The organism is Fulvivirga marina (assembly GCF_016775155.1).
Lineage (GTDB): Bacteria > Bacteroidota > Bacteroidia > Cytophagales > Cyclobacteriaceae > Fulvivirga > Fulvivirga marina.
Genome location: NZ_JAEUGD010000064.1, coordinates 21,076 through 42,625, shown reverse-complemented (window position 1 = coordinate 42,625; position 21,550 = coordinate 21,076). Strand labels below are relative to the sequence as shown.

Here is a 21,550-nt window from a genome sequence, read left to right as displayed (position 1 = left end):
GAATAAAATTTTGCTCTCAGTCCAAATGAATATGCTCAGCGTCTATTTTAGACTCTGATAACAGAAATCATGGCCAATTTTTTTAGATTTCTTCTAGAAAAGGTGTAAATTCATAATATACCCTTACCCTATGAATAAGTACCTTATAGACCGATTTCCTATTCAAGAGGAACGCTCCCTTTTTACTCTTGTGGAGAACAGAACCTCTTATTCATTCGAGATGTGTGAACTAAACCTGTTTGAAACACATGAGAGTGTAGAAAATGTTAATCTGATATTTGATCATTTTGTGTTGACCAGTATGCTCTCTGGCAAAAAGATCATGAAACTGGCAGAACATGAGTCATTCGAATACCTACCAGGCGAGTCTGTTATACTACCTCCACGTGAACTCATGAATATAGATTTTCCGGAGGCTAAACTTGGAAACCCTACACAATGTATAGCACTTACCATTTCTGATGAAGTAATTCAAAAGACCTTTGACCTCCTCAACGAATATTATCCTAAGGCACCTACCTGGGGACAATGGGATATAGACCCGACCTATTTTCACCTCACCAATAACAAAGAACTGGCTGATACGATAAACCGCATTATCAGGATCACGAAAAGTGAGCACGGCAAAGCAAAGGATATCATGGTTGAGCTTACGTTGAAAGAAATGCTAGTAAGGCTTATGCAGACACAGGCTCGCTTACTTTTTGAAGGTTCATACCACCAACTTTCCAACAACAATTCCCTGGCAGCAGTTGTAAAATATATCAAAGAGAATTTAACTTCAAAAATAGACCTGAATAAACTCTCGGATAAAGCATATATGAGCAGAGCCAGCTTTTATAAGAAATTCAGGGAAGTTATGGGAAACACCCCAGCGCAATATATCCTAAAAGAGCGCATTAAATTGGCCAAAGAACAATTAAAATCTCCTTCATTTAATATTACTGAAGTCTGTTTTGCATGTGGTTTTGAAAACCTGTCTCACTTTATAAAATCGTTTAAAAACGAAGTTGGAATGACTCCTAAGGCGTATCAGTTGTCCTTCAAATAGAAAAAATGGGAGGGGGAAATCATTCCCCTGCATTAATTTTAATATTTTCCATTCAGATTATTTAGCAAAGTGTTAAGTTCGCACTTTATTTGACACTTTAATTTTTTAATCTATGGCTTTATTGAAGCATTTTTATTTCTCATTTTTTATTATTGCTTTAGCATCAACTTCAAGCTTCTCACAATCCTCAAAGATCAAGTTCGGATCCGTTTCTATGGAGGAAATGCAGATGACCCATTACGAAAAGGACTCAAGTGCCGATGCTGTCATTTTATATGACAAAGGTCGTTTCAATGCTAAGGAACTTAAGTTTTACAGACATGTAAGGGTAAAAATATTAAAAAAAACCGGTACCAACTGGGGAAACTGGACAATTAATACTCCATACCGTGGTTATATAAAAGCAGTGGTTTATAACCTTAAAGACAATGAGATTGTTGAAGAAAAGGTCGGAAATGATGCCTTATATGAAGAACAGGTAGTAGAAGATTTCTACGTTTATAAGCTTTTTGCACCCCATGTCACTGAAGGGACTGTAATAGATATTTCATACAGCCATCCTGGTTTACCTAATGAGTGGAGATTTCAAGAAAGGATACCCGTAATTTGCAACGAATTAAAACTTGAAATATCTGAGTATATCAAGTATACCAAAACCTTTTATGGTTTTGAGCCAATAGAAACCATTTCATTATCTGAATGGAAAGCAGAACATGTTCCTGCATTTATAGAGGAGCCATATCTTTCACATTACTCTAACTACATCACTAAATTTCAGTTTCAGGTAACCTCTTTTACCTTCTATGGAAGAAGAGTGTACCTTAACTCAAGCTGGTCAAATATAAACAGCTTGTTACTCAACTATTCTCAATTTGGCGGGTTGCTCAATAGCGGATTCTTGAACCAGCCTGCAAAAGAAATAGAAGCCAAAGCATCTACGACAGAAGAAAAAATTAACCTGGCGTACAAATACATACAGGATAATATGACCTGGAATAATCGCGTGGCGCTGACGGCTTCAACTAATGTAAAAAACAGCTTTCAAAACGAGCATACCGGTAATAGTGCTGAGATCAATCTACTTTTAACAGCCCTTCTTGAAAAAGTTGGCGTTAAATCATATCCGGTAGTTTTAAGTACCCGGGATAACGGCTTCTTATTCCCTCACAACCCTCCCTCTCTTAATCAGCTGAATTATGTTGTAGCTTATGTGAACCATGAAGGAACTGAAATGCTGTTGGATGCAACTTCAAAAGATCTCGTTCCTGGGGTTTTACCAACCAGATGTCTCAATGGTCAGGGTTTATTGGTACACAGAGACCATGTATTGTGGGTTGATCTCAACATGGGGAAAAGAAATATCAAACGTCAATTTGCCAATGTTACTATTAATGAAGATGGCAGCGCAAGTGCAAAATTAACAAACCAAAGCTCTGAATATGGTTACCTTGAATGGGTCGAGGAAAAAGATGACTTCCAAGAGGATGAAGCTTACATTCAGCATTTAGAAAGCAACTTTTCCGGAATAGATATTACCAACTATGAAGTAACTAAGGACAAAGAGAACCTGAAAGTAACTGAGGTGTTTAATGTAGACCTAACGGAAAACATACTTGATTTGGATAATGAAGTTATATTTTCACCATTCTTCATGTATGAATACAATGAAAATCCATTTAAAGCAGAAACCAGAAAGTACCCTGTTGACCTGACCTACCCATCAGAGTTTCAAAGTACCATTATAGTAGACTGTCCTTTAAACTATCAAATTAAAAGCATGCCGTCTTCAATAGCTATGAAAATGCAAAACGGAGGCGGTGAATTTACTTTTCTTTCCAATCAAATGGGTAATAAAGTACAATTTAAGGTTTTGATTAAGATAACCCAGCCTGTTTTTACAGAAACCGAGTACCTGGAACTCAAACAGTTCTTCAGTCAATCACTCGTAAAAGTGAATGAATCTATTGTATTTACTAAAGGAGTTTAAGATGCGCATAATTGTTATTTTATCATTTGTATTTGCTTCTCTGCTGGTAAATGCCCAAGAACATGCAAAAGTACTGTCGCAAAAAACGGTTTATAATATAAAGAGTATTGATAATGTTGAAATACAGAAATCATACTCCATTGTAATCAATTCTAAAAAAGGGTACCACTGGGCAGTTTTCAGAGATTATTTTGATGAGTTCAAAACAATCAAAAACCTGAATATGACCATAAGGGATGGGGCCTCAGGCGAAAAAGTTAAGAAATTTAACAAAGGTGATGCCCTGACATTAGGGTTTAGTTCTTCTTACGAAATTAATGACAGTAAGACACTTTACTTAGATCCTGACTACCACAACTATCCTTTCATAGTAGAGGTTTCCGTTGATATCAAGATTAAGGGCTTCACAGCCCTGCCTGTCTGGATACCACGACCCTACTTTAACCTGTCAGTGGATAATGCATCATTGGAACTAATTGTTGATGACAATGTAAATGTTAAAATTAAGGAGGAGAACATAACCCTGCACTCAGAGAAGAAAACTGAAGAAGGTACCTCAAAACTATACAGTGTATCATCACTACCACACCAGGATCAAAAAATACGCTTTAAAGAATTCTTTGAACAACAGCCAAGAGTTTATGTAAAGCCATTAGAGTTTCAATTGGACGGTGTTGTAGGAAGTACAGAATCATGGAAGGATTTTGGTGAGTGGTTTTTGGCTCTGAATAGCGATAGTTATGTGCTAACTGCAGAAACAAAAACATTTATTGACGCTCTGCCTAAAGGCAATAAAAAGCAGGTAATAGATGAGGTATATGGTTACATGCAAGACAAAGTACGTTACATCTCTATACAACTTGGAATTGGAGGTTTTAAGTCCATATCTACAGAAGAAGTGGAAGCTACCGGGTATGGTGACTGTAAGGCTTTAACAACCTATATGAAGAATATGCTGGATTATGCTGGAATAAACTCCAATTATATTTTAGTCTATGCTGGAAGTGATGTTCCTGATGTCCTGACTGATTTCCCGGGCAATCAGTTCAACCATGTTTTTTTAGGTATTCCTTTGGCTATGGATACTGTTTATCTTGAATGCACAAGTCAAATAGTCCCATCCAATTACATTGGTACCTTTACTGATAATCGCAATGTACTCTGGATAGCTAAGGGAAACAGTCAATTGATTCAATCAAGAACCTACACTTATCAGGATAATATTGAAAAGAACTTCGCCAAGATAAGTGTTGATGACAAAGGAAAGGGGAAAATAGCGTTAAGCACTGAAAATCGTGGTATTCTCTTTGACGACATTATGGTTTACAAATATGGCAAAGAAAACCACATCAGAGATGCCAATATTAGCAAATTCTCTTATAAGGATTTCACTATCAATAACTTCAGCTATAATCAAGATGATAAAAAAGTAGCTGCTTTTACTTCAAAGTTCTCAATTGAAGTTACAGGCATAGGAAGAAAAGTCGCCGACAAACTAATTACGTCTGCCAATTTGCTGAAGCCTATTGATAAATACCTCGACTACAATGAGTATTTAGGTTATGCTGATATTTTAAGAGGCATTACTGTTGAAGATAGTGTTGAATTACTTTTTCAGGATAAATATTGGGTTAACAAACTTCCTCAGGATGTGAGCTTAACTTCAGAGTTCGGTTCTTATACCATGACATTCGAAGCTAATGAAGACAAACTCATAGTTAGAAGAAAATTCTTCTTTACAAAAGGTAAATATATTGAAGAGCAGTTTTCAGAGTTTTCAAGCTTTGTAAATAAAATCAAGGCGGCTGAAAAAGCTAAAATTGTGATGGATTCTAAAACTTAACCTGAAATACATCTTTAATTAACTAATAATTCGTCCATCCTCCATAGTGATGATACGATCTGTTTTTTCAGCGAAATCATGGTCATGAGTAACTACCAAAAGTGAGAGGTGTTGCTCATGACTTAGCTTTCGCAGGATATTGAAAACATTCTCAGAGTTCTTACTATCCAGATTGCCGGTCGGTTCGTCGGCCATTATGATAGTAGGCTCATTGATCAATGCCCGAGCAATGGCTACGCGCTGCTTTTGCCCTCCCGAAATGCGTGAAGCAAGTTTACCAGCCTGGTCTCCGATACCCAATAGTTCAAGCTTGTGCATAGCATCATCTTTAATTTGCGCTGTACTCTTTCGAGCAAGTTTAAGTGCTGGAAGCATTACATTTTGCAAAACACTAAACTCTGGCAACAGATAATGAAACTGGAAAATAAAACCAATCTCTGAATTCCGAACAGCTGACAATTCTTTTCCCGACCTTCCTGTTAGCCTGTCCCCGGAGAGGTATAGCTCACCTGTATAGTCAGTATCCATGGTCGATAATACATATAGTAAGGTAGATTTCCCACATCCTGACTTACCCATTATAGAAACAAATTCCCCCTTTTTAATATTAAAAGTAATATCCCTCAACACATGAAATGACACCGGATCGGTAAAGTATTTATTAATATTTACTGCTTCCAAAACATTTACCATGAGATATTATTTATTGGCCTCTTATAATTTCTACAGGATCGATGCGCTCAGCTCTTCTCGCGGGTAAATACCCAGCAAAAAATGTAGATGCCACCGCAAAACCTATTCCTATCAGGTAGTAAACCGGATTAAAATTAACCGGAAAAGTCTTAATGGTAGGCAGAGCCTCTGTTTCAAATGGCGTATGATCAATCAATACAGAAATGAGATACCCGAAAATAAGGCCTATTACCCCTCCCACTACTCCAATAAGCATGGCCTGACTTATAAATATCATTTTCACATCCCTACCTGAAAACCCCGTGGCTTTTAGTATTGCTATGTCATTCATTTTCTCATAGATCATCATATTCAGGATATTGTAGATGCCAAAACCTGCCACGATCAAAAGGGTTATCGAAACTGCATAGGTGATAATGTTACGGATACTGGTTCCAGTTTCAAACTGAGCATTGGCAGTCTTTATATCTATTGCTGTCAGGTTATATTGTTTGCTAAGCTCCCGACTCATAGGCTCCGCCTCTTCAAGATCGTGAAGTTTTAGGTTGACATCGGTAATATAACTGTTACCCTCCCCTAATATTCTCTGTGCGGTCTTTAAATTGGTGTAACTCTGCACATTATCTATTTCTGCCAACCCACTTTGATATAGTCCAACCACTTTCAATTGAAAGAGATCACCCGAAGCGGTTGTTATTTGCACTTTATCGCCTATATCCAAAGACATTTTTTTTGCTATCCCAGCCCCAAGTAGTATACCATTATCATTTCGTGCCAGGTCCTGGGGCTCACCACTCACGATATAATCACCCAAGTTAAAAAGTCGAACCTCTTCCATGACATCTACACCATTAATAATGCCATTGAGCTTAATAGAACCTGCTACATAGAAAACTTGTGCCCTGACCTGAGGCGTTACCCCTCTAACTCTTGCATCTTTACGTAAATGCTCAAGTATAGGTAATGCGTTGTGTATTCTTTCTTGATTTTGCCGGGGCTTTACAGAATGAACTATATTAATACCCTCTGCAAATTTTTCTAACAGTTCAACCGGCTGTTGCTCACTGGGCTTAATTTCGTTATAAAGATGAACATGCGGAGTTCTATCCAGTATGAGGTTATCCAGTAAATGATTAAGCCCAGTCATAAAACTCACGAGAGTGATGAATGTCCCAATACCAAATGTAACACCCAAGGCGGCAATCGATGACTGCTTTAACCGTGAGAGCAGGTGTGTCTTTGAAATCGAAAGTATGACCGGCCAATTCATAAATCAGGGTTTATAGATATATGTGCTTGTGTCCAAACCATCAAGAACCTCTATTTTATCCATACTGTAAAGTCCTGTTTTGATTTCAACCATTCCTTCACTGGTTTTTACCTGATTTTCACCAATTAAATAGTTACGGGGAATGATTACAGCATCCTCCTTTTGGCTTATGATTATGTTAGCTTCTCCGGACAAGCCCGGATATAGTTTACCTGGGACTTCTTTAAATTTGGCCTCCGCAGTAAAAGTTTGAGTTCTCACATTTTTCTGAGGGTAGATTTTAGTGAGGGCTGCAGAGAAAACCTCTCCTTCATAAGCATCAAGGGTGATCAGCACTTGCTGTCCAACTTCAACTCTCGCTATATCAACCTCATCTATAAGCATCTCTATTATAAAATTGTTAGCGCTCCCTATAGAAGCTATAGGTTCCTGCAAACTGACAAGTTCACCCGGCTCCTTATAAATGCTATAAACCTTACCTCTAAGCTCACTTTTTACGGTATAGTCTCTACTCGCTATAAGAGAGGTCTGATGGTTTACTTCTGCCTGCTCCAGCTGGGTTTCCAACTCATTTCTGGTTCGGTTATAGCGATTTCCCAATGCCTGTAAATTCTTTTGAGAAATTTCATATGCTGTTTTTTTTGCATCATAATCATTTTGAGTCCCTACATTTTGCTTCCAGAGTTTTTTCTGCCTAAAATAATGGATAGAGTCTTGCTTAAGCTTTAATCTGGCTACTTCGATATCCTCCTTTAACTCTTTAAGCAATGCAGCATTTCCCTTTAGGTTTTCCCTCGCCAGTTCTACAGCAAGCCTTGCTTTTTCAGTATTCAATTCAGGTGCATCATTAGTAATTTGCATGACCCTTGCTCCTTTTTCAAGGCTTGCTCCTTCTTCTACATAAACTTCAGCAACTATACCACCTACTGCTGCATGTGCATTATAAAGACTATCAGGCTGCACAGTAATTGAAGCATACACTGATTCAGTGATAGTGCCTGTCAGTGGCTTCACCTTTTCTCCATTATTGTTGCAGGAGGATATCAAAACAATTAGTACGGCATTAAATATAGTTTTTATAGGCATTAGGTTCTTTTTGGTGAAACTATTGTTAAGTCATAAACTTAAATATATCAATGGTCAAATTTGATTATGATATTCATCATGACCTTTAACCCAGTATATGAGGACCTTGTTCTATTCTCTTAAATGAGCCTGGAAATTCTATATAAAGGAAAGGTTCAACCCCTAAGAAGATTTAATTACAAATATATCCATTAAACTATTGGTTTTTCATTTGAGTTATACCTTTTTGAAAAAGCTAAAAATAGAACTATATCACTATACCTCAACAAGGTAATTAATCAGTACATGAAAAGCCCACTTTTTACGATTCCTGGTGTCAATTATTTTCACCTGATGAGGAATCAGGCACTATTAAAGGGGGGCTACTCCTTTCTGTTAACCGCAAACTGGCAGGTCTTTTTGCTCTGATTGTTGCAACGGTTAAAATAAGAATAGTATAATATCTATGAACAACGCCACTTATTACAGAGTGGCTTTTCCCAGCCACTATATGCAATTTCTTCAACAACTATTGTAAAGAACCAGGTGCTAAGTTGAATTCTTTTATAATACTACATTCGCAGAATACGCTGGCTTTACAACAAATTATTGCCCCCCATAACATACAATCCTTAACACATTTTACAATTATAAAATCTAAATTAGCGCAGTAAACATTACAACCCCTATTAATATGGAAAACACCAAGCTCGTTACGATGCTGCATAACCAAGGATTTGAAAACAATCTGATCGATGAAATACTAACTGTTGGAAGACCTAAGAAGGTATCCAAAGGTTCTAGTGTAATTGCTCCCGGCTCAAAAGCCAGTGAGATCCCATTGGTCATCAATGGTACGCTAAAGGTAATGAGGCAAGATAAGGATGGCAGTGAGATTTTCCTGTATTATCTAGAAGGTGGAGAAGCTTGTGCCATGTCTATAACCTGTTGCCTTGAAAATAAAAAAAGCCAGTTTAGTGCTATTGCAGAAGAAGATTGCGTTTTATGGATGATCCCTATGGGCTCATTGGATGCCTGGATAGCCAAATATCCGTCATTTAGAAAGTTTGTGTTTACCTCCTATCAGAACCGCTTCGATGAATTATTGGTAGCCATCGATAGTATGGCTTTTATGAAAATGGACCAGAGGCTTTACAAGTACCTGCTCGATAAAAAACAGGCTTCCGGGTCATTTGAGATCCACAAAACCCATGAACAGATCGCCAGGGAACTCAATACCTCTCGCGTAGTAATATCTCGCTTACTGAAACAACTGGAAAACGAAGGGAAAATTGAACAGTATAGAAATAAGATAGAAATACTATAAGAAATTAACCTACGCTTTAGATACCCGTTCATCGAATTTTCAGCTAGTGGAAGTTTACAGCTATGTTTATTGTGGCACCAGACTTAATAATGTTTGGAAATTTAGTTTGTCACTTTTCCTCTGTAACATTTGTTACAACATAGCCCATTTCACACTCATACATTTGCTAGTAAAAATTTTAAAAAACAGAAATAAGTAATGAATGAAGTTATAAATTTTATCAGTCAACCATGGCCTTGGTATGTGGCAGGCCCAGTGATAGCCGTGGTTATGTTCTCTCTTTTAATGCTCGGAAACAACTTTGGTATTTCAGCCAACCTACGTTCCCTATGCTCTATAATGGGAGCCGGGAAGCATTGTGAATTTTTTGATTTTAACTGGAGAGCTCAAGTTTGGAACCTGATTTTTGCACTAGGGCTAATTATTGGAGGGTTAATAGCACATACCTACCTTACTCCTTCTACTGAAGTAAACATATCTCAGGAAACAATATCAGACCTGCAACAACTTGGCATTGAAAATCCAGGTAGCTCACTTGTACCTCAAAACCTCTTTTCATGGGAATCTCTTGCAACTGTTAAGGGCTTTATTATGTTGGTTATTGGTGGATTTTTAATCGGCTTCGGCACAAGGTATGCCGGGGGGTGTACATCCGGTCATGCCATCAGTGGACTCAGTGATCTACAGTTACCTTCACTGATAGCAGTAATAGGCTTTTTTATAGGAGGTCTTTTTGTAACCTATCTCGTGTTACCTTTTTTACTAACAGTTTAATTAAATTAAAAAATGAAAATATTAAGATATCTGATAATTGGAATCATTTTCGGGATCACATTAGCAAAAGCTGAAATTATTTCTTGGTATAGAATTTACGAAATGTTTAAATTCCAATCTTTTCACATGTATGGCGTAATAGGTTCAGCCGTTGTCTTGGGTATTGTATTCGTACAGATGGTAAAACGCTTCAAACTCAAATCAATTGATGGCAAGCCCATACAGATTTACCCAAAACAGAAAAGTATCCCAAGATACCTATTTGGAGGTATAATTTTCGGCCTAGGTTGGGCCATGACAGGAGCTTGCCCTGGTCCTATGTTTATCTTGCTAGGGAACGGTGTTAGTGTTATCTTGGTAATCATTGCTGCAGCATTACTGGGTACATACACTTATGGATTACTCAGAAATAAATTACCTCACTAAATGAGCTATGGAAATCTGGAAAATTTTGAAGTTGTTCACCAGAATCACATCAGTGTTTGTGGTTCTGGCAGCAGCTCTCTTACTAGTATTGGCCATTTATATTATAAAGCCATCCGTTTTTAATCAAAGGAAAAACCTAACTGACAAGGAATGGGTGCTTCGTAACATTGAAACAGACCTTCCTGAAGGTAAAGCTGGACAACTGATCAAATATGGCTATTTGCTGGTTAGCGAATCACCCAAGTGGATGGGGCCTATGGTCAAAGATAGTTCCTTAGTATATACCGGTAACAATCTAGCTTGCAAAAACTGTCATTTAGAAAATGGAACCCAGGCTGGCTCTGCTTCCTGGATTGGGGTAACTAACCGATACCCTCAATTCAGAGGTCGCGAAAATAAAATTGGTACAATTGAAGAACGTGTCAATGGCTGTATGGAAAGAAGCATGAATGGAAGGAAATTGCCTACTGACTCAAAGCAAATGGAAGCTATAGTTGCCTACATGGAATGGCTTAGCGATGGTCTCCCTGAAGCAAAAGAAAGTCAATACAAAGGGTTTGCTAAACTCAAAATACCTGATGTAGCTGCTGACCTGGTAACCGGAAAAGCAACATATATTAAGGAGTGCCAGGTATGTCATGGTGAAAAAGGGCAAGGCATAAAACTCGCTGACTCAACAAAAGGTTACCTCTATCCCCCACTCTGGGGAAAGGATAGCTATAACCATGGTGCCGGCATGCATAGAGTACTTACAGCGGCTCAATTCATCAAAGGGAACATGCCATTCGGACAGGCCACATGGGACAATCCAAAACTAACGGATGAAGAGGCTTATCATGTAGCTGCTTATATCAATAGTTTCGAGAGACCATTGAAGCAAAATACGGAAGCAGACTTCCCTGACCTAAAACTTAAGCCAGTGTCAACACCCTACCCACCATGGGATGACAATTTTTCTGCAGAACAGCATAAATATGGCCCTTATCAACCCATCATAGAGTTTTATAAAGAAAAGTACGGAATCACTAAAAATAAATAAACTTGAGAGGATTAATAGCGTGGATACTCGTGCTGGTTACTGTTCAAATGACCAATGGCCAGGAAAAAGACCAATGGCCGGGCAAGCTTTCAGGACAATTTAGAACCTATTACCTCGGCACCTTTAATAACGATAACCTCAAGGATTTCCAGGCCCTTGCCATTGGCGGAAAAATCAAATATGTACATACGTTTTGGAAACATATTAAGGTAGGCGGTGCCCTTTATACATCAGTAAATAGCGGCATTCAAGACCTCTCCATACCTGACCCGACAACAGGAAAGGTCAGTCGTTATGAGTTAGGCCTTTTTGATGTTGAACACCCTAATGATCATTTTATATTGATCCCTGGTGAGTTGTTTTTTCAGTATACTCACAAGAAACATGAAGCTACCATCGGGCGCATGAAAATAGCCTCCCCCTTTATCAACCCTCAGGATGGCCGCATGATCCCTACATTAGAGCAGGGCATATGGTATAAATATCAGCCAAATACCACTTTAAAGTTTCAATTTGGAGTATTCAATGCCATATCTCCCCGGTCTACACATAAATTCTTTGGTATTGGGGAAAGCATAGGTAAGTACCCTTCAGGTAGAACTGTCGATGGAAAACCAAGCCAATATGCAAAAAATACTACCTCTGATTACATTGCACTGGCCAATATAGATCTTCAAGCTTCTGAGGGATTAAAGTTATCTATCTGGAATTACTACGTTGATAATATTTTCAATACCCTTTACATGAAACCTACGTTTGATTTGGGTAACCAAGGAATGCAAGTTTCATTGGAATGGTTACATCAAAACCGTATTGGTACGGGAGGGAATTCCTCCGACAGTCTAAGGTACTATGCCCATAGCAGTGCTGATATTTTAGGCTTAGAATGGAGGTATAAATGGAAAAGGTCCAAGGTCTCCATTGGCTACGATCATATACTTAATCATGGTCAGTTTATATTTCCACGTGAATGGGGCCGTGAAGTATTATTCAGTTTTCAAAAAAGAGAGCGCAGTGAAGGATCTGCCAACAATCATGCAGTTGTACTCACCTATGCCAGAGACTTTATCTGGAGCAGTAGTAAAATACAAAGCATAATAAGTCTGGGGCATCAGTGGAAAGCCGATGTGACTGATGCCGAAAATAATAAATATGCAATGCCTGACTACACTCACCTGAATCTTGATATGTTTTATACTCATGAGACACTAAAGCACTTTGAACCAGAGCTTTTACTAACCTACAAACTAAGTCATGGGGAATTCCCGGAAAATGCCAATTTCGTACTCAATAAGGTTGATATGTTTCAGGTAAACCTTATCATTAATTACACTTTTAAATAGCCGTTTCACATAAAAACACTGGGCTACGGTTTCCTATAAATATGATGAATGTCATGTTTTCACAGTAACATAAGTTACATATTTACATCCCATAGACCCCGAAATTTACACTATTGTAAATCAAAGTATATCATTATGAAAGTAGAACAAATTTATACAGGATGTCTGGCAGAGGCCGCTTATTATATTGAGTCACAAGGTGAAGTAGCTATTGTGGACCCGCTAAGGGAGGTTGGCCCCTACATTGAAAAAGCAGAAGAACATGGAGCTAAAATCAAATATGTATTAGAAACTCACTTCCATGCCGACTTTGTTTCAGGACACCTTGACCTGGCTAAGAAAACCGGGGCTAAAATAGTATTTGGCCCGACGGCACAACCAAACTTTGATGCACATATAGCAACAGATGAGGAAATTCTCCCGCTTGGAAATATCAAAATTAAGGTAATTCATACTCCAGGTCACACTATGGAGTCTACCACATACCTATTGATTGACGAGGAAGGTAAAGAAAAAGCCATATTTACAGGAGACACTTTGTTCATAGGAGACGTAGGCCGCCCTGACCTGGCTGTAAAAACCAACCTAACGAGAGAAGATCTTGCAGCTCACCTATATGATTCATTACGCAACAAGATCATACCATTATCTGATGATATTATAGTGTATCCCGGCCATGGTGCAGGGTCAGCTTGTGGTAAAAGTATGAGTACCGAGACCACAGATACCTTGGGCAACCAGAAACGTTTTAACTATGCCCTTAGAGAAGGCATGACGAAAGAAGAGTTTATTAAAGAAGTAACAACCGGCCTGGTAGATCCACCGCAATATTTCCCTAAAAATGCGGTTATGAATAAGATGGGGTACGAAAGCTTTGATGAAGTCTTGTCTCGTGGAGCAGTTGGACTTGACCCAAGCAATTTTGAAAGTGTTGTGGACAAAAACAACGCCCTGATACTTGATACGAGGAATAAAGAAGAATTTATAAAAGGCTTTGTTCCAGGCTCAATATGGATAGGTATTGAAGATAAATTTGCTCCATGGGTAGGCGCGTTGATCACTGATCTGAAGCAGCCAATAGTATTTATTGCAGATAAAGGTATTGAAGAAGAAGTTATTACCAGACTGGCAAGGGTTGGTTATGACAATATTTTGGGATACATGGATGGTGGATTTGAAGCATGGAAAAACTCTGGTAAAGACATCGACACTCTTAATGAAATAGGACCACATGACTTCACCAATCTATATGACACTGAAAAACTAAATGTGTTGGATGTTCGCAAGAAGAGCGAATTTGAATCACAGCATATAGAAGGTGCCATCAACTTTCCGCTCGATTTTATAAATAAAAATATGGATAAGATCGACCGAAAAACACCTTACTTCCTGCACTGTCAGGGAGGGTATCGATCAGTAATAGCAGCCTCAATTCTCAAGTCAAGAGGCTTTAATGAAATTACTAATGTAAGAGGTGGTATCAATGAAATCATGAAGTCTTGTATAAAACTTACAAAGTATCACGAACCAGAAACAATGTTGTAGTTTATTTTATAAATGCCAAAAGAACCGCCCAGACTGTTAAAGGTCGGGCGGTTTTTGTTTTATTGCTTTCTCAAAAGTATCTGCTGTTGGGTAAAATTATAAGCTGCATCTAAAAACTCAACCATCAATGGCCAGTCTTCCTTTTTATTAAAGTTAGAGCTATAGTACTTCTTACTTTCAATAATCAGCTTATCACCATCGATTTTAGCCGCGCTAGTGAACCCTCCGGTAGCATTCTCCACATTATTTTCTAGTTTTTCCAACCCCTGCACCTCGTAACCTTCGGGTATAATGAACTCTATTCTATATTCAAATGACCGCGCGTAAGAATCATAAACATCATATTTGCGTTCCTTTCGCTCCTCATCGCTGAGGTGTATCTGTCCATCAATAAACTTACCTATGTTAACCAGGTAATTTCTGCCAGCCTTTTTGATTGCTCCACTAGCATCAGTGTTGCAAGTATAGATAAACTCTGGTTCATCGTGAAAACGACCGGTTTGTTTTACTTCCAAATCTTTTGGCTCATCAATTATCAGGTCAAGGTCATTGCTTACCACTGCTTTTAATGATTCATTGAATTGCTTTTCTCTATTGACCACATAGTCGGTCTTCCTCTGCAGCAACTTCTTTTGTTCCGATTTCTTATAGCCTTCAAAGTCCTCTCCCATATCGAAACGAGATGCTTCTTCCTCCTTAAAGTCGTAGATATCCATCAATACGTTTTGATAAAATATTCTGTTTGCTCCAGAGACTGATTTCTTAATGGCAATATTTACCTTATCCTCATCAAGATCCAATACCTTAATGGCATAAGTAGACATGGTATTGTTTTCTGATGCATTATGCACCGGCACTTTAGTTTCGTTTAACACCCAGTATGGTGTTGGCAATACTCCATCTACTTGATAAGCGCGAGTTCCCTGAAGGCTTTCATCAATCTCTCCAACAATAGAGTGGTTTGTGAACCTACCAACATAAAAAGGGTCCGTGGTCGTTACCTTAATCATCATCATTAACTCATTTTCAAGGATAAGATCATCAATACTGGAAATCTCCCTCGGAACTCCGATAATAACCTTGTGAGGAATATCATTCCATCTGTAATAATTAGAAAGGGTAATTACATCTCTAACAATACTGGAACTTTCATTGGCATTCTTGCCATATAGTAGTCTGGCCTCAGTATTTTTAATCCTGTTAATATTTCTGTAAGCATAATATGCTTCTCTGGCCAGCTTGTTAAGGTCTTTCTCCTTCTTGTGGTGCTTTTTCATATAGGCTTTGAGTTCTCCTCCATAGTACGAACTGGTATTGAACATATATTGCACAAGCTTTTTAGTCTCCTCTTTAGTCACTTCTGACTTTAAAACACCTGGTTCTCCTATAAAAGTAGGGGCACTAGCAGCAAATGATGAAGCATAAGTAATTTTGAATTTAATACTTGGTATCTGACGGTTAGGGTACAACCACCTGATATCTTTTATACTTTCGCGATCCTCGTCTACAAGGGTATAAGTGTTTTTATCATTTTTATGATCAGAAGCCAATGCAAAGTCAGGAGCCCCATTTAAAGATTTCAGGTTAATAAAGCACCTTCTTAGAACGTCAAAAGTGATTTTCTGCTTCATAACAGGGTAATCACCATGCAATTGAAAAATGACAGGATCAAAACTAAAGTATTTTGAGGCCAGTACGATGCGCCTTTCTTCTCCAAAATAATAATCAAGTATATCCCCTTCTTCCAGGTTGGGTATCGCCAGTTTAAGCTTATTAAAACCTGAGTTATTAACTTCCAATTCCTCTTTTACGGCCTTTGACAGTGGTATTTCAATTTCTCTTCCATCTGGTTTCACTATTTTAAAACCAGCATAAAAAGCTGATCTAATATTTCCGTAAGTGCCACTTTCAGGTATTGTAAATTGAGAATAATCCTCAATGGCAGACTTATCCAATAGCATAATCCTGTTGTGATTATAACGTATATACTCCAGGCTTGTACTCAATGCTGCCTTTCTATATGACAGCATGTTGTATTTAGCGATAATAACCGCTGATTTATCCTTCCATTTGTTAGGAATGGCTGTAACAGAAAACTCTGGGTCGGAATCCTTCCACATCATTTGCCTGACCTCTTCCGCCCTTTTCGGATCATCGTTAGCAGCTGATGCAACATGAGCTATAACCAATACAAAAAGTAGGATTTTAATAGAGTATTTAATCATCAGCTTTCAGTATTATTTGATCATTATAAAATTTATTGATATTATTCACCGTTGTATTCCATTCTCCAAAAGCGGAAACCGGCAACGTATTTTGAAGTAGTTTTATCTCTTTGGTATAAATAATTTTCCCCTTGACCATCTCGTATTTCATATCAAATTCAAAATAGTCATTTTGAACGTGGTAAGGTTCGGGCATATAGTTTATTTTATACCCCTTAGGTAGAGTAATCTCAGCAATGGTACGGCTAAAAGCTTTACGACCAAAGTCATAAGGTATATCCCTGTCATCATCAAGTTTCAGGTCTTTAAATTCCTTCTTAAAGTCCAGATCTAAATACATTTCATCGTCAAAAGTATTGATATGGTTATCCAGTCTGATACCATAAGTGATTGTAAGCGGAGTATTACGGTCCAGTTCCGAGTACTCTTCAATATTAAAATTATCAGGATTGCTACTACCAGAAACTATGGCCTGCAAAAACTTACCTATATCCTCTTTAGACAAGGCATGGATATAGTTAAACAAGTCCTTCTTATACTCCCCATGAATGTTTGACAGCCCCGTTCCTGCTAACTGGTTATCTGAGACATTAAAAGTTAATCTACTTTCATTAAGGTAATTCTCTATACGCTCTACTGCAACGGTATCAATTTCGTATGCAGTCCCATTCTCAATCAATATCTGTTTGCCCTGTATACGCTCTGCATGTTGGCCCAGAGGGTTATACTTCTCCGTAGGATCAAGTATATATTGCTTATTCGGCAAATAAACCGTGCAGATCATGTGATTATCAACTGCAAGAGATGGGATGTCATAAGTATAGGGTATTTTATTCGTTCCAATCCAGGAAAGGCGAGCATCAAAGCCCGCCAGTCTTAACATCGTCTTAGTAAGGTTAGCCATACCCTTACAGTCTCCATATCGATTATAGAACACCTTATCAGCTTCCTCAGGCTTGAAAGCTGCCAGTCCATTTTCAAAAGCAATATATTTGATGTTGTCCTGAACCCAGTAGTAAATGGCTTCAATGCGTTCTTTATCTGTAGATAACCCTAAGGTCAATTCTTTAACCTTTTTATCTATATCGGTAGTATTATGCCCGAGTTGACTTATAAGGGTGTAATACCAATCATAAAGATCATCGGTAGATGCAAGTACCGACACTTTAGATGCATTATAAACGTAGGACTTCGTAAGTAAAAGGATATGGGGAAGGTAAAGCAGAGAACCTGGAGCATTATCGTCATCAGAAAGCGTATCTACATTAGAGATAAGATAAGTGTATGTTGTCACCTCTCCTTTTGTAACTGACTTCTTAATATCGTACCCATCAAAATTCATTTCTACTAGTTCCACTTCTGCCCAATCAGGCACTTTAATGATTACCTCCCTCTGTACAACCGGAATATCATCATGAAAGAAAATTTTTGTCAGGTATCTCGGGTCTGAATAGACTGTCTTAGACTCAAAGTCAACCCCCTGCCCCTGAAGGCTCATAACGAAACGATAAGCACATATCATGGCATCCGAGTAGAATATATCACCTGACCTAAAGTGCCCACATGCCTTATCATGATCATAATTCTTCCCTCTATCAGACTTCAATGAGTAGCTTTCTATACTTGATTTATCATTATAGTAGTTCCTTTTTACAAAACTGGTATTTGACCTTAAAGCCAGATACCTGATATTTTCTTCATGACTTGCATTTAAAAAGCCTACCCTCTTATCTATAAAAAAATCATAAACAGAACGGGATGATAATGCTGCAACTTCAGCATCCGGATATGCCTTATTCAAATTTCTTGCTTCAATAAGAAGCTGATCATCGATTTTCTGGGCATTGACTTGAAAAGAAAGAAGAAATAGAAAAAGACTGAACCTTACCATTGGGTGGAGCTAAAAAATAATTAAAGAAACTACATTATAACTATAAGTAATTATAAAAGTCAATATAAGATAATAAAAAATAGCTGTAAGTAACCATTTCTTGAGAAGAAACCGCAACCTTTTTGGAAAGCAAGTCAGCATAAAATTTCATAGCCGGTATATGTGGTCTGTTGCTACGGCTTAAGTTGCTTAAATGCTATTAACATGGGAAAACCGTTGTTAAACAACCTCATATTAGAAGCTGTTATATAAGCCAGGCCTTGTACCTCTGTAACAAATGTTACGCTCTCTCCTGTTTGACTCAGATACATTTGTAACAAAGTATTTAACAGTGTTTAAAACAAATTTAAAAAAATGACAATATTTGAAATAGTCGGATATTTTGGAGCAGCAGCCATAGGTGTTTCGTTGGGGCTCATTGGAGGCGGCGGTTCCATACTTACTGTCCCTGTACTGGTTTACCTTATGGGGGTTGAACCTGTATTGGCGACTGCATACTCTCTTTTTATAGTAGGTTTCAGTGCATTAATTGGAGGTATAAACTATGCGCGAAAGGGCTTAGTAAGTTATAAAACAGGTATAGTATTCACAATCCCAGCATTTGCAGCAGTTTACCTTACGCGTCTGTTGTTAGTTCCAGCATTACCTGACGTATGGCTTACATTAGGTAGTTATAGTCTAACAAAAGATACAGGTATACTGTTACTGTTTGCTTTTCTTATGGTATTCGCTTCGGTATCCATGATACGTAAGAAGAAGACACAAAATAAAGATGTTGAAGAAGTTGAACCAAAGTTCAACTATCCCATGATCATCATAGAAGGGCTTGTAGTAGGTACGCTTACAGGTATGGTAGGCGCTGGCGGTGGTTTTTTAATCATTCCGGCACTGGTAATATTTGCAAAATTACCTATGAAAATGGCTGTAGGCACATCACTACTCATTATTGCAGTAAAATCATTAATTGGCTTTATTGGAGATATTCAAGCCGATGCCCCTATTAACTGGTCATTTCTTGGTGTATTTTCAATAATAGCCATTGTAGGGATATTTTTAGGTTCATACCTGGCACACTCCATCGACGGTCAAAAACTTAAAAAGGGATTTGGCTGGTTCGTTTTAGTCATGGGGGCATTTATGATCATCAAAGAGCTTCTTTTTTAGGAACTCCTTGTAACATTTGTTACCAACAGCCCTTAAGCAACACACTAGATTTGTAAAGAAAAGAAATAAAAAAATTAGTAATTGAGAATTAACAAAGCAGAAATGGAAATTAAACAAATATATGATAAAGCATTAGCGCATGGTTCTTACGCTATTGAAAGTAACGGTCAAATTGCATTGGTAGATCCGGGTCGTGATCCCCAGCCTTACCTTGATTTTGCCCAAGCTCACAATGGCAAGATAGTAGCCATATTCGAGACTCATCCACACGCTGACTTTGCCAGTAGCCATCTGGAATTCCAGAAAAAATATGGTGCTGACATTTATGTCAACCCTAAAGTGGGTGTTTCTTATGACTACAAGCCAATGGAGCACAACGATGTTGTGAAAATTGGAAATGTAGAGTTTAAAGCATTATTCACACCAGGGCATTCACCTGACCATAACTCTTATCTTTTGTTAGATGAGGAAGGCAAGGAAAAAGCTGTTTTCACAGGAGATTCATTGTTTGTTGGAGATGTGGGAAGACCTGATCTACGAGAAGGTGCCGGTAACATTAAAGTGAGCAAAAAAGAACTTGCAGGCATGATGTATGATACACTGAACTCTGTATTCAGTGAACTGGAGGAAGATGTAGTAGTTTACCCTGCACATGGTGCCGGATCGCTATGTGGTAAAAACATGAGTGATGATCTTTACAGCACCATAGGCCGTGAGAAAAAAGAAAACTGGGCATTTCAACTAAAGGAAAAAGAGAGCTTTATAGACAGCTACCTTGAAGGGCAGTCATTTATACCCAAATACTTTCCTTACGAGGTTGAGCTTAACCGTAAGGGACTTGAATCCTTAGATGAAAGTCTTAAAAAGGTCCCCTATCTATCAGCCACTGATACACTTGAAAAAGGCGTGCTGGTGATAGACGTCAGAGACCAGGAAAAATATAAGGCAGGGCATATCGATGGAGCTATTAATATTCCTAATAATGAAAATGATAAGTTCGAGACATGGCTAGGATCAATTGTCGGCCCTGAAGAACAGTTTTATCTTGTAGGAGATACCAAAGAAGAGCTCGATTATGCCGTAAAACGAGCTGCAAAGATTGCATATGAATCCAATATAAAAGGAGCTTCGTTGATCCCTGAAGGAAATCTTACCAGCACCGAGCCTATTGATCTACAAGATTTTAAGCAAAACCCAGATAAATATACCATCATTGATATCAGAAATACATCTGAAGTAGCTGGAGGAAAGTTCTTTGATGCATCCATTAACATTCCTCTGCCAGAACTTAGAGAGCGTGCCGGAGAAATAAGTGGCGATAAGCCCGTAGTAGTTCATTGCGCAGGTGGTTACAGGTCAGCAGCAGGTTCAAGTATATTGGCACAAAAACTTCACGTTAAAGTGTTTGATTTAAGTGAAGCAGTCAACGACTTCAAATAGTGGTAATGAGTAGAATAGATTTAGAGGAAGAAAAAAGAGAGAAGATCATGTTTGGATTTGGATATAAAACAACAAAATATCAAAACATAGGAGCCGAAGAGTTTCGTGATTTGATGAATGATAAAAATGCAGTAGTACTTGATGTACGTACTCCCGCTGAAACACAGGATGGCGTTATTCCCGGTTATAAAATGATTAACCTGATGTCGCCGGATTTCATGGATGAGATAAAAAAGCTGGATAAAGACAAAATCTACTTGGTGTATTGTAGAAGCGGAAACCGCAGTGGTCAGGCATGTAATATTATGGCGGACCAGGGATTTACCAAACTATATAATCTAGTAGGCGGAATTGGAGCGTGGAGATAAGAAATGAGTTAATAGATTAAAATAGTTTGCGTTGGTTTTAAACCTCCTGTTCGATTAGTCGGCAGGAGGTTATTTTTTTGATATACTTCAGTAATAGTA

17 protein-coding genes are annotated in these 21,550 nt (G+C 38.1%); 12 read left to right on the top strand and 5 right to left on the bottom strand.

The window, feature by feature from the left end:
* Positions 1 to 130 precede the first annotated feature (130 nt).
* From JMN32_RS19175 to JMN32_RS19165, 3 genes are all read left to right on the top strand, one after another.
* Positions 131 to 1,051: an AraC family transcriptional regulator gene (locus JMN32_RS19175; protein WP_202857987.1), complete on the top strand. Its 921-nt coding sequence runs from the start codon at positions 131 to 133 to the stop codon at positions 1,049 to 1,051.
* Between the two features lie 112 nt (positions 1,052 to 1,163).
* Entirely contained in the window at positions 1,164 to 3,038 is a 1,875-nt protein-coding gene (locus JMN32_RS19170; protein WP_202857986.1) for a hypothetical protein, read from the top strand.
* A 1-nt stretch (position 3,039) separates the two neighbouring features.
* Positions 3,040 to 4,881: a DUF3857 domain-containing protein gene (locus tag JMN32_RS19165; RefSeq protein WP_202857985.1), complete on the top strand. Its 1,842-nt coding sequence runs from the start codon at positions 3,040 to 3,042 to the stop codon at positions 4,879 to 4,881.
* Between the two features lie 18 nt (positions 4,882 to 4,899).
* On the opposite strand, the gene JMN32_RS19160 is transcribed toward JMN32_RS19165, so the two are convergent.
* The 3 genes from JMN32_RS19160 to JMN32_RS19150 are packed head-to-tail and all read right to left on the bottom strand — an operon-like array spanning position 4,900 to position 7,930.
* Entirely contained in the window at positions 4,900 to 5,574 is a 675-nt protein-coding gene (locus JMN32_RS19160) for an ABC transporter ATP-binding protein (protein WP_202857984.1), read from the bottom strand.
* Between the two features lie 10 nt (positions 5,575 to 5,584).
* Complete coding sequence (locus JMN32_RS19155; protein ID WP_202857983.1) at positions 5,585 to 6,844, bottom strand: ABC transporter permease; 1,260 nt, start codon at positions 6,842 to 6,844, stop codon at positions 5,585 to 5,587.
* Positions 6,845 to 6,847: 3 nt separating this feature from the next.
* Positions 6,848 to 7,930 (bottom strand): efflux RND transporter periplasmic adaptor subunit, encoded by a 1,083-nt coding sequence (locus JMN32_RS19150; RefSeq protein ID WP_202857982.1) that lies wholly within the window; start codon positions 7,928 to 7,930, stop codon positions 6,848 to 6,850.
* A 673-nt stretch (positions 7,931 to 8,603) separates the two neighbouring features.
* Here JMN32_RS19150 and JMN32_RS19145 point away from each other — a divergent pair.
* The 6 genes from JMN32_RS19145 (at position 8,604) to JMN32_RS19120 (ending at position 14,363) form a co-directional block, all read left to right on the top strand.
* Positions 8,604 to 9,236 (top strand): Crp/Fnr family transcriptional regulator, encoded by a 633-nt coding sequence (locus JMN32_RS19145; protein WP_202857981.1) that lies wholly within the window; start codon positions 8,604 to 8,606, stop codon positions 9,234 to 9,236.
* Between the two features lie 198 nt (positions 9,237 to 9,434).
* Positions 9,435 to 10,010, top strand: a complete 576-nt coding sequence (locus JMN32_RS19140) for a YeeE/YedE family protein (RefSeq protein WP_202857980.1) — start codon at positions 9,435 to 9,437, stop codon at positions 10,008 to 10,010.
* 12 nt (positions 10,011 to 10,022) lie between these two features.
* Positions 10,023 to 10,436: a DUF6691 family protein gene (locus JMN32_RS19135; RefSeq protein ID WP_202857979.1), complete on the top strand. Its 414-nt coding sequence runs from the start codon at positions 10,023 to 10,025 to the stop codon at positions 10,434 to 10,436.
* 7 nt (positions 10,437 to 10,443) lie between these two features.
* Positions 10,444 to 11,475: a c-type cytochrome gene (locus tag JMN32_RS19130; RefSeq protein WP_202857978.1), complete on the top strand. Its 1,032-nt coding sequence runs from the start codon at positions 10,444 to 10,446 to the stop codon at positions 11,473 to 11,475.
* Positions 11,476 to 11,477: 2 nt separating this feature from the next.
* Positions 11,478 to 12,818 carry an OprD family outer membrane porin gene (locus JMN32_RS19125; RefSeq protein WP_202857977.1) on the top strand — a complete coding sequence of 447 codons (1,341 nt, stop codon included), beginning with the start codon at positions 11,478 to 11,480 and terminating at the stop codon, positions 12,816 to 12,818.
* 135 nt (positions 12,819 to 12,953) lie between these two features.
* Positions 12,954 to 14,363, top strand: a complete 1,410-nt coding sequence (locus JMN32_RS19120; protein ID WP_202857976.1) for an MBL fold metallo-hydrolase — start codon at positions 12,954 to 12,956, stop codon at positions 14,361 to 14,363.
* A gap of 59 nt (positions 14,364 to 14,422) precedes the next feature.
* Here JMN32_RS19120 and JMN32_RS19115 read toward each other — a convergent pair whose 3' ends face one another.
* Both JMN32_RS19115 and JMN32_RS19110 read right to left on the bottom strand, forming a co-directional pair.
* Complete coding sequence (locus JMN32_RS19115; protein WP_202857975.1) at positions 14,423 to 16,588, bottom strand: hypothetical protein; 2,166 nt, start codon at positions 16,586 to 16,588, stop codon at positions 14,423 to 14,425.
* Complete coding sequence (locus tag JMN32_RS19110) at positions 16,581 to 18,479, bottom strand: transglutaminase-like domain-containing protein (RefSeq protein WP_202857974.1); 1,899 nt, start codon at positions 18,477 to 18,479, stop codon at positions 16,581 to 16,583. The genes JMN32_RS19115 and JMN32_RS19110 overlap by 8 nt, the downstream gene beginning before the upstream one ends.
* 354 nt (positions 18,480 to 18,833) lie before the next feature.
* Between JMN32_RS19110 and JMN32_RS19105 the strand changes: the two genes are divergently transcribed.
* The 3 genes from JMN32_RS19105 (at position 18,834) to JMN32_RS19095 (ending at position 21,451) form a co-directional block, all read left to right on the top strand.
* Positions 18,834 to 19,643 (top strand): sulfite exporter TauE/SafE family protein, encoded by an 810-nt coding sequence (locus JMN32_RS19105; RefSeq protein WP_202857973.1) that lies wholly within the window; start codon positions 18,834 to 18,836, stop codon positions 19,641 to 19,643.
* 102 nt (positions 19,644 to 19,745) lie between these two features.
* Entirely contained in the window at positions 19,746 to 21,083 is a 1,338-nt protein-coding gene (locus tag JMN32_RS19100; RefSeq protein WP_202857972.1) for an MBL fold metallo-hydrolase, read from the top strand.
* 5 nt (positions 21,084 to 21,088) lie between these two features.
* The gene (locus tag JMN32_RS19095; RefSeq protein ID WP_317191795.1) at positions 21,089 to 21,451 is read left to right on the top strand and encodes a rhodanese-like domain-containing protein; all 363 of its coding nucleotides are present in this window, start codon (positions 21,089 to 21,091) and stop codon (positions 21,449 to 21,451) included.
* Positions 21,452 to 21,550 lie beyond the last annotated feature (99 nt).

Excerpts from the sequence above, each read along its gene's own strand:
- JMN32_RS19175 (WP_202857987.1), top strand. The coding sequence starts at position 131 with ATGAATAAGTACCTTATAGACCGATTTCCTATTCAAGAGGAACGCTCC.
- JMN32_RS19170 (WP_202857986.1), top strand. The coding sequence starts at position 1,164 with ATGGCTTTATTGAAGCATTTTTATTTCTCATTTTTTATTATTGCTTTA.
- JMN32_RS19165 (WP_202857985.1), top strand. The coding sequence starts at position 3,040 with ATGCGCATAATTGTTATTTTATCATTTGTATTTGCTTCTCTGCTGGTA.
- JMN32_RS19160 (WP_202857984.1), bottom strand. The coding sequence starts at position 5,574 with ATGGTAAATGTTTTGGAAGCAGTAAATATTAATAAATACTTTACCGAT.
- JMN32_RS19155 (WP_202857983.1), bottom strand. The coding sequence starts at position 6,844 with ATGAATTGGCCGGTCATACTTTCGATTTCAAAGACACACCTGCTCTCA.
- JMN32_RS19150 (WP_202857982.1), bottom strand. The coding sequence starts at position 7,930 with ATGCCTATAAAAACTATATTTAATGCCGTACTAATTGTTTTGATATCC.
- JMN32_RS19145 (WP_202857981.1), top strand. The coding sequence starts at position 8,604 with ATGGAAAACACCAAGCTCGTTACGATGCTGCATAACCAAGGATTTGAA.
- JMN32_RS19140 (WP_202857980.1), top strand. The coding sequence starts at position 9,435 with ATGAATGAAGTTATAAATTTTATCAGTCAACCATGGCCTTGGTATGTG.
- JMN32_RS19135 (WP_202857979.1), top strand. The coding sequence starts at position 10,023 with ATGAAAATATTAAGATATCTGATAATTGGAATCATTTTCGGGATCACA.
- JMN32_RS19130 (WP_202857978.1), top strand. The coding sequence starts at position 10,444 with ATGGAAATCTGGAAAATTTTGAAGTTGTTCACCAGAATCACATCAGTG.
- JMN32_RS19120 (WP_202857976.1), top strand. The coding sequence starts at position 12,954 with ATGAAAGTAGAACAAATTTATACAGGATGTCTGGCAGAGGCCGCTTAT.
- JMN32_RS19115 (WP_202857975.1), bottom strand. The coding sequence starts at position 16,588 with ATGATTAAATACTCTATTAAAATCCTACTTTTTGTATTGGTTATAGCT.
- JMN32_RS19110 (WP_202857974.1), bottom strand. The coding sequence starts at position 18,479 with ATGGTAAGGTTCAGTCTTTTTCTATTTCTTCTTTCTTTTCAAGTCAAT.
- JMN32_RS19105 (WP_202857973.1), top strand. The coding sequence starts at position 18,834 with ATGACAATATTTGAAATAGTCGGATATTTTGGAGCAGCAGCCATAGGT.
- JMN32_RS19100 (WP_202857972.1), top strand. The coding sequence starts at position 19,746 with ATGGAAATTAAACAAATATATGATAAAGCATTAGCGCATGGTTCTTAC.
- JMN32_RS19095 (WP_317191795.1), top strand. The coding sequence starts at position 21,089 with ATGAGTAGAATAGATTTAGAGGAAGAAAAAAGAGAGAAGATCATGTTT.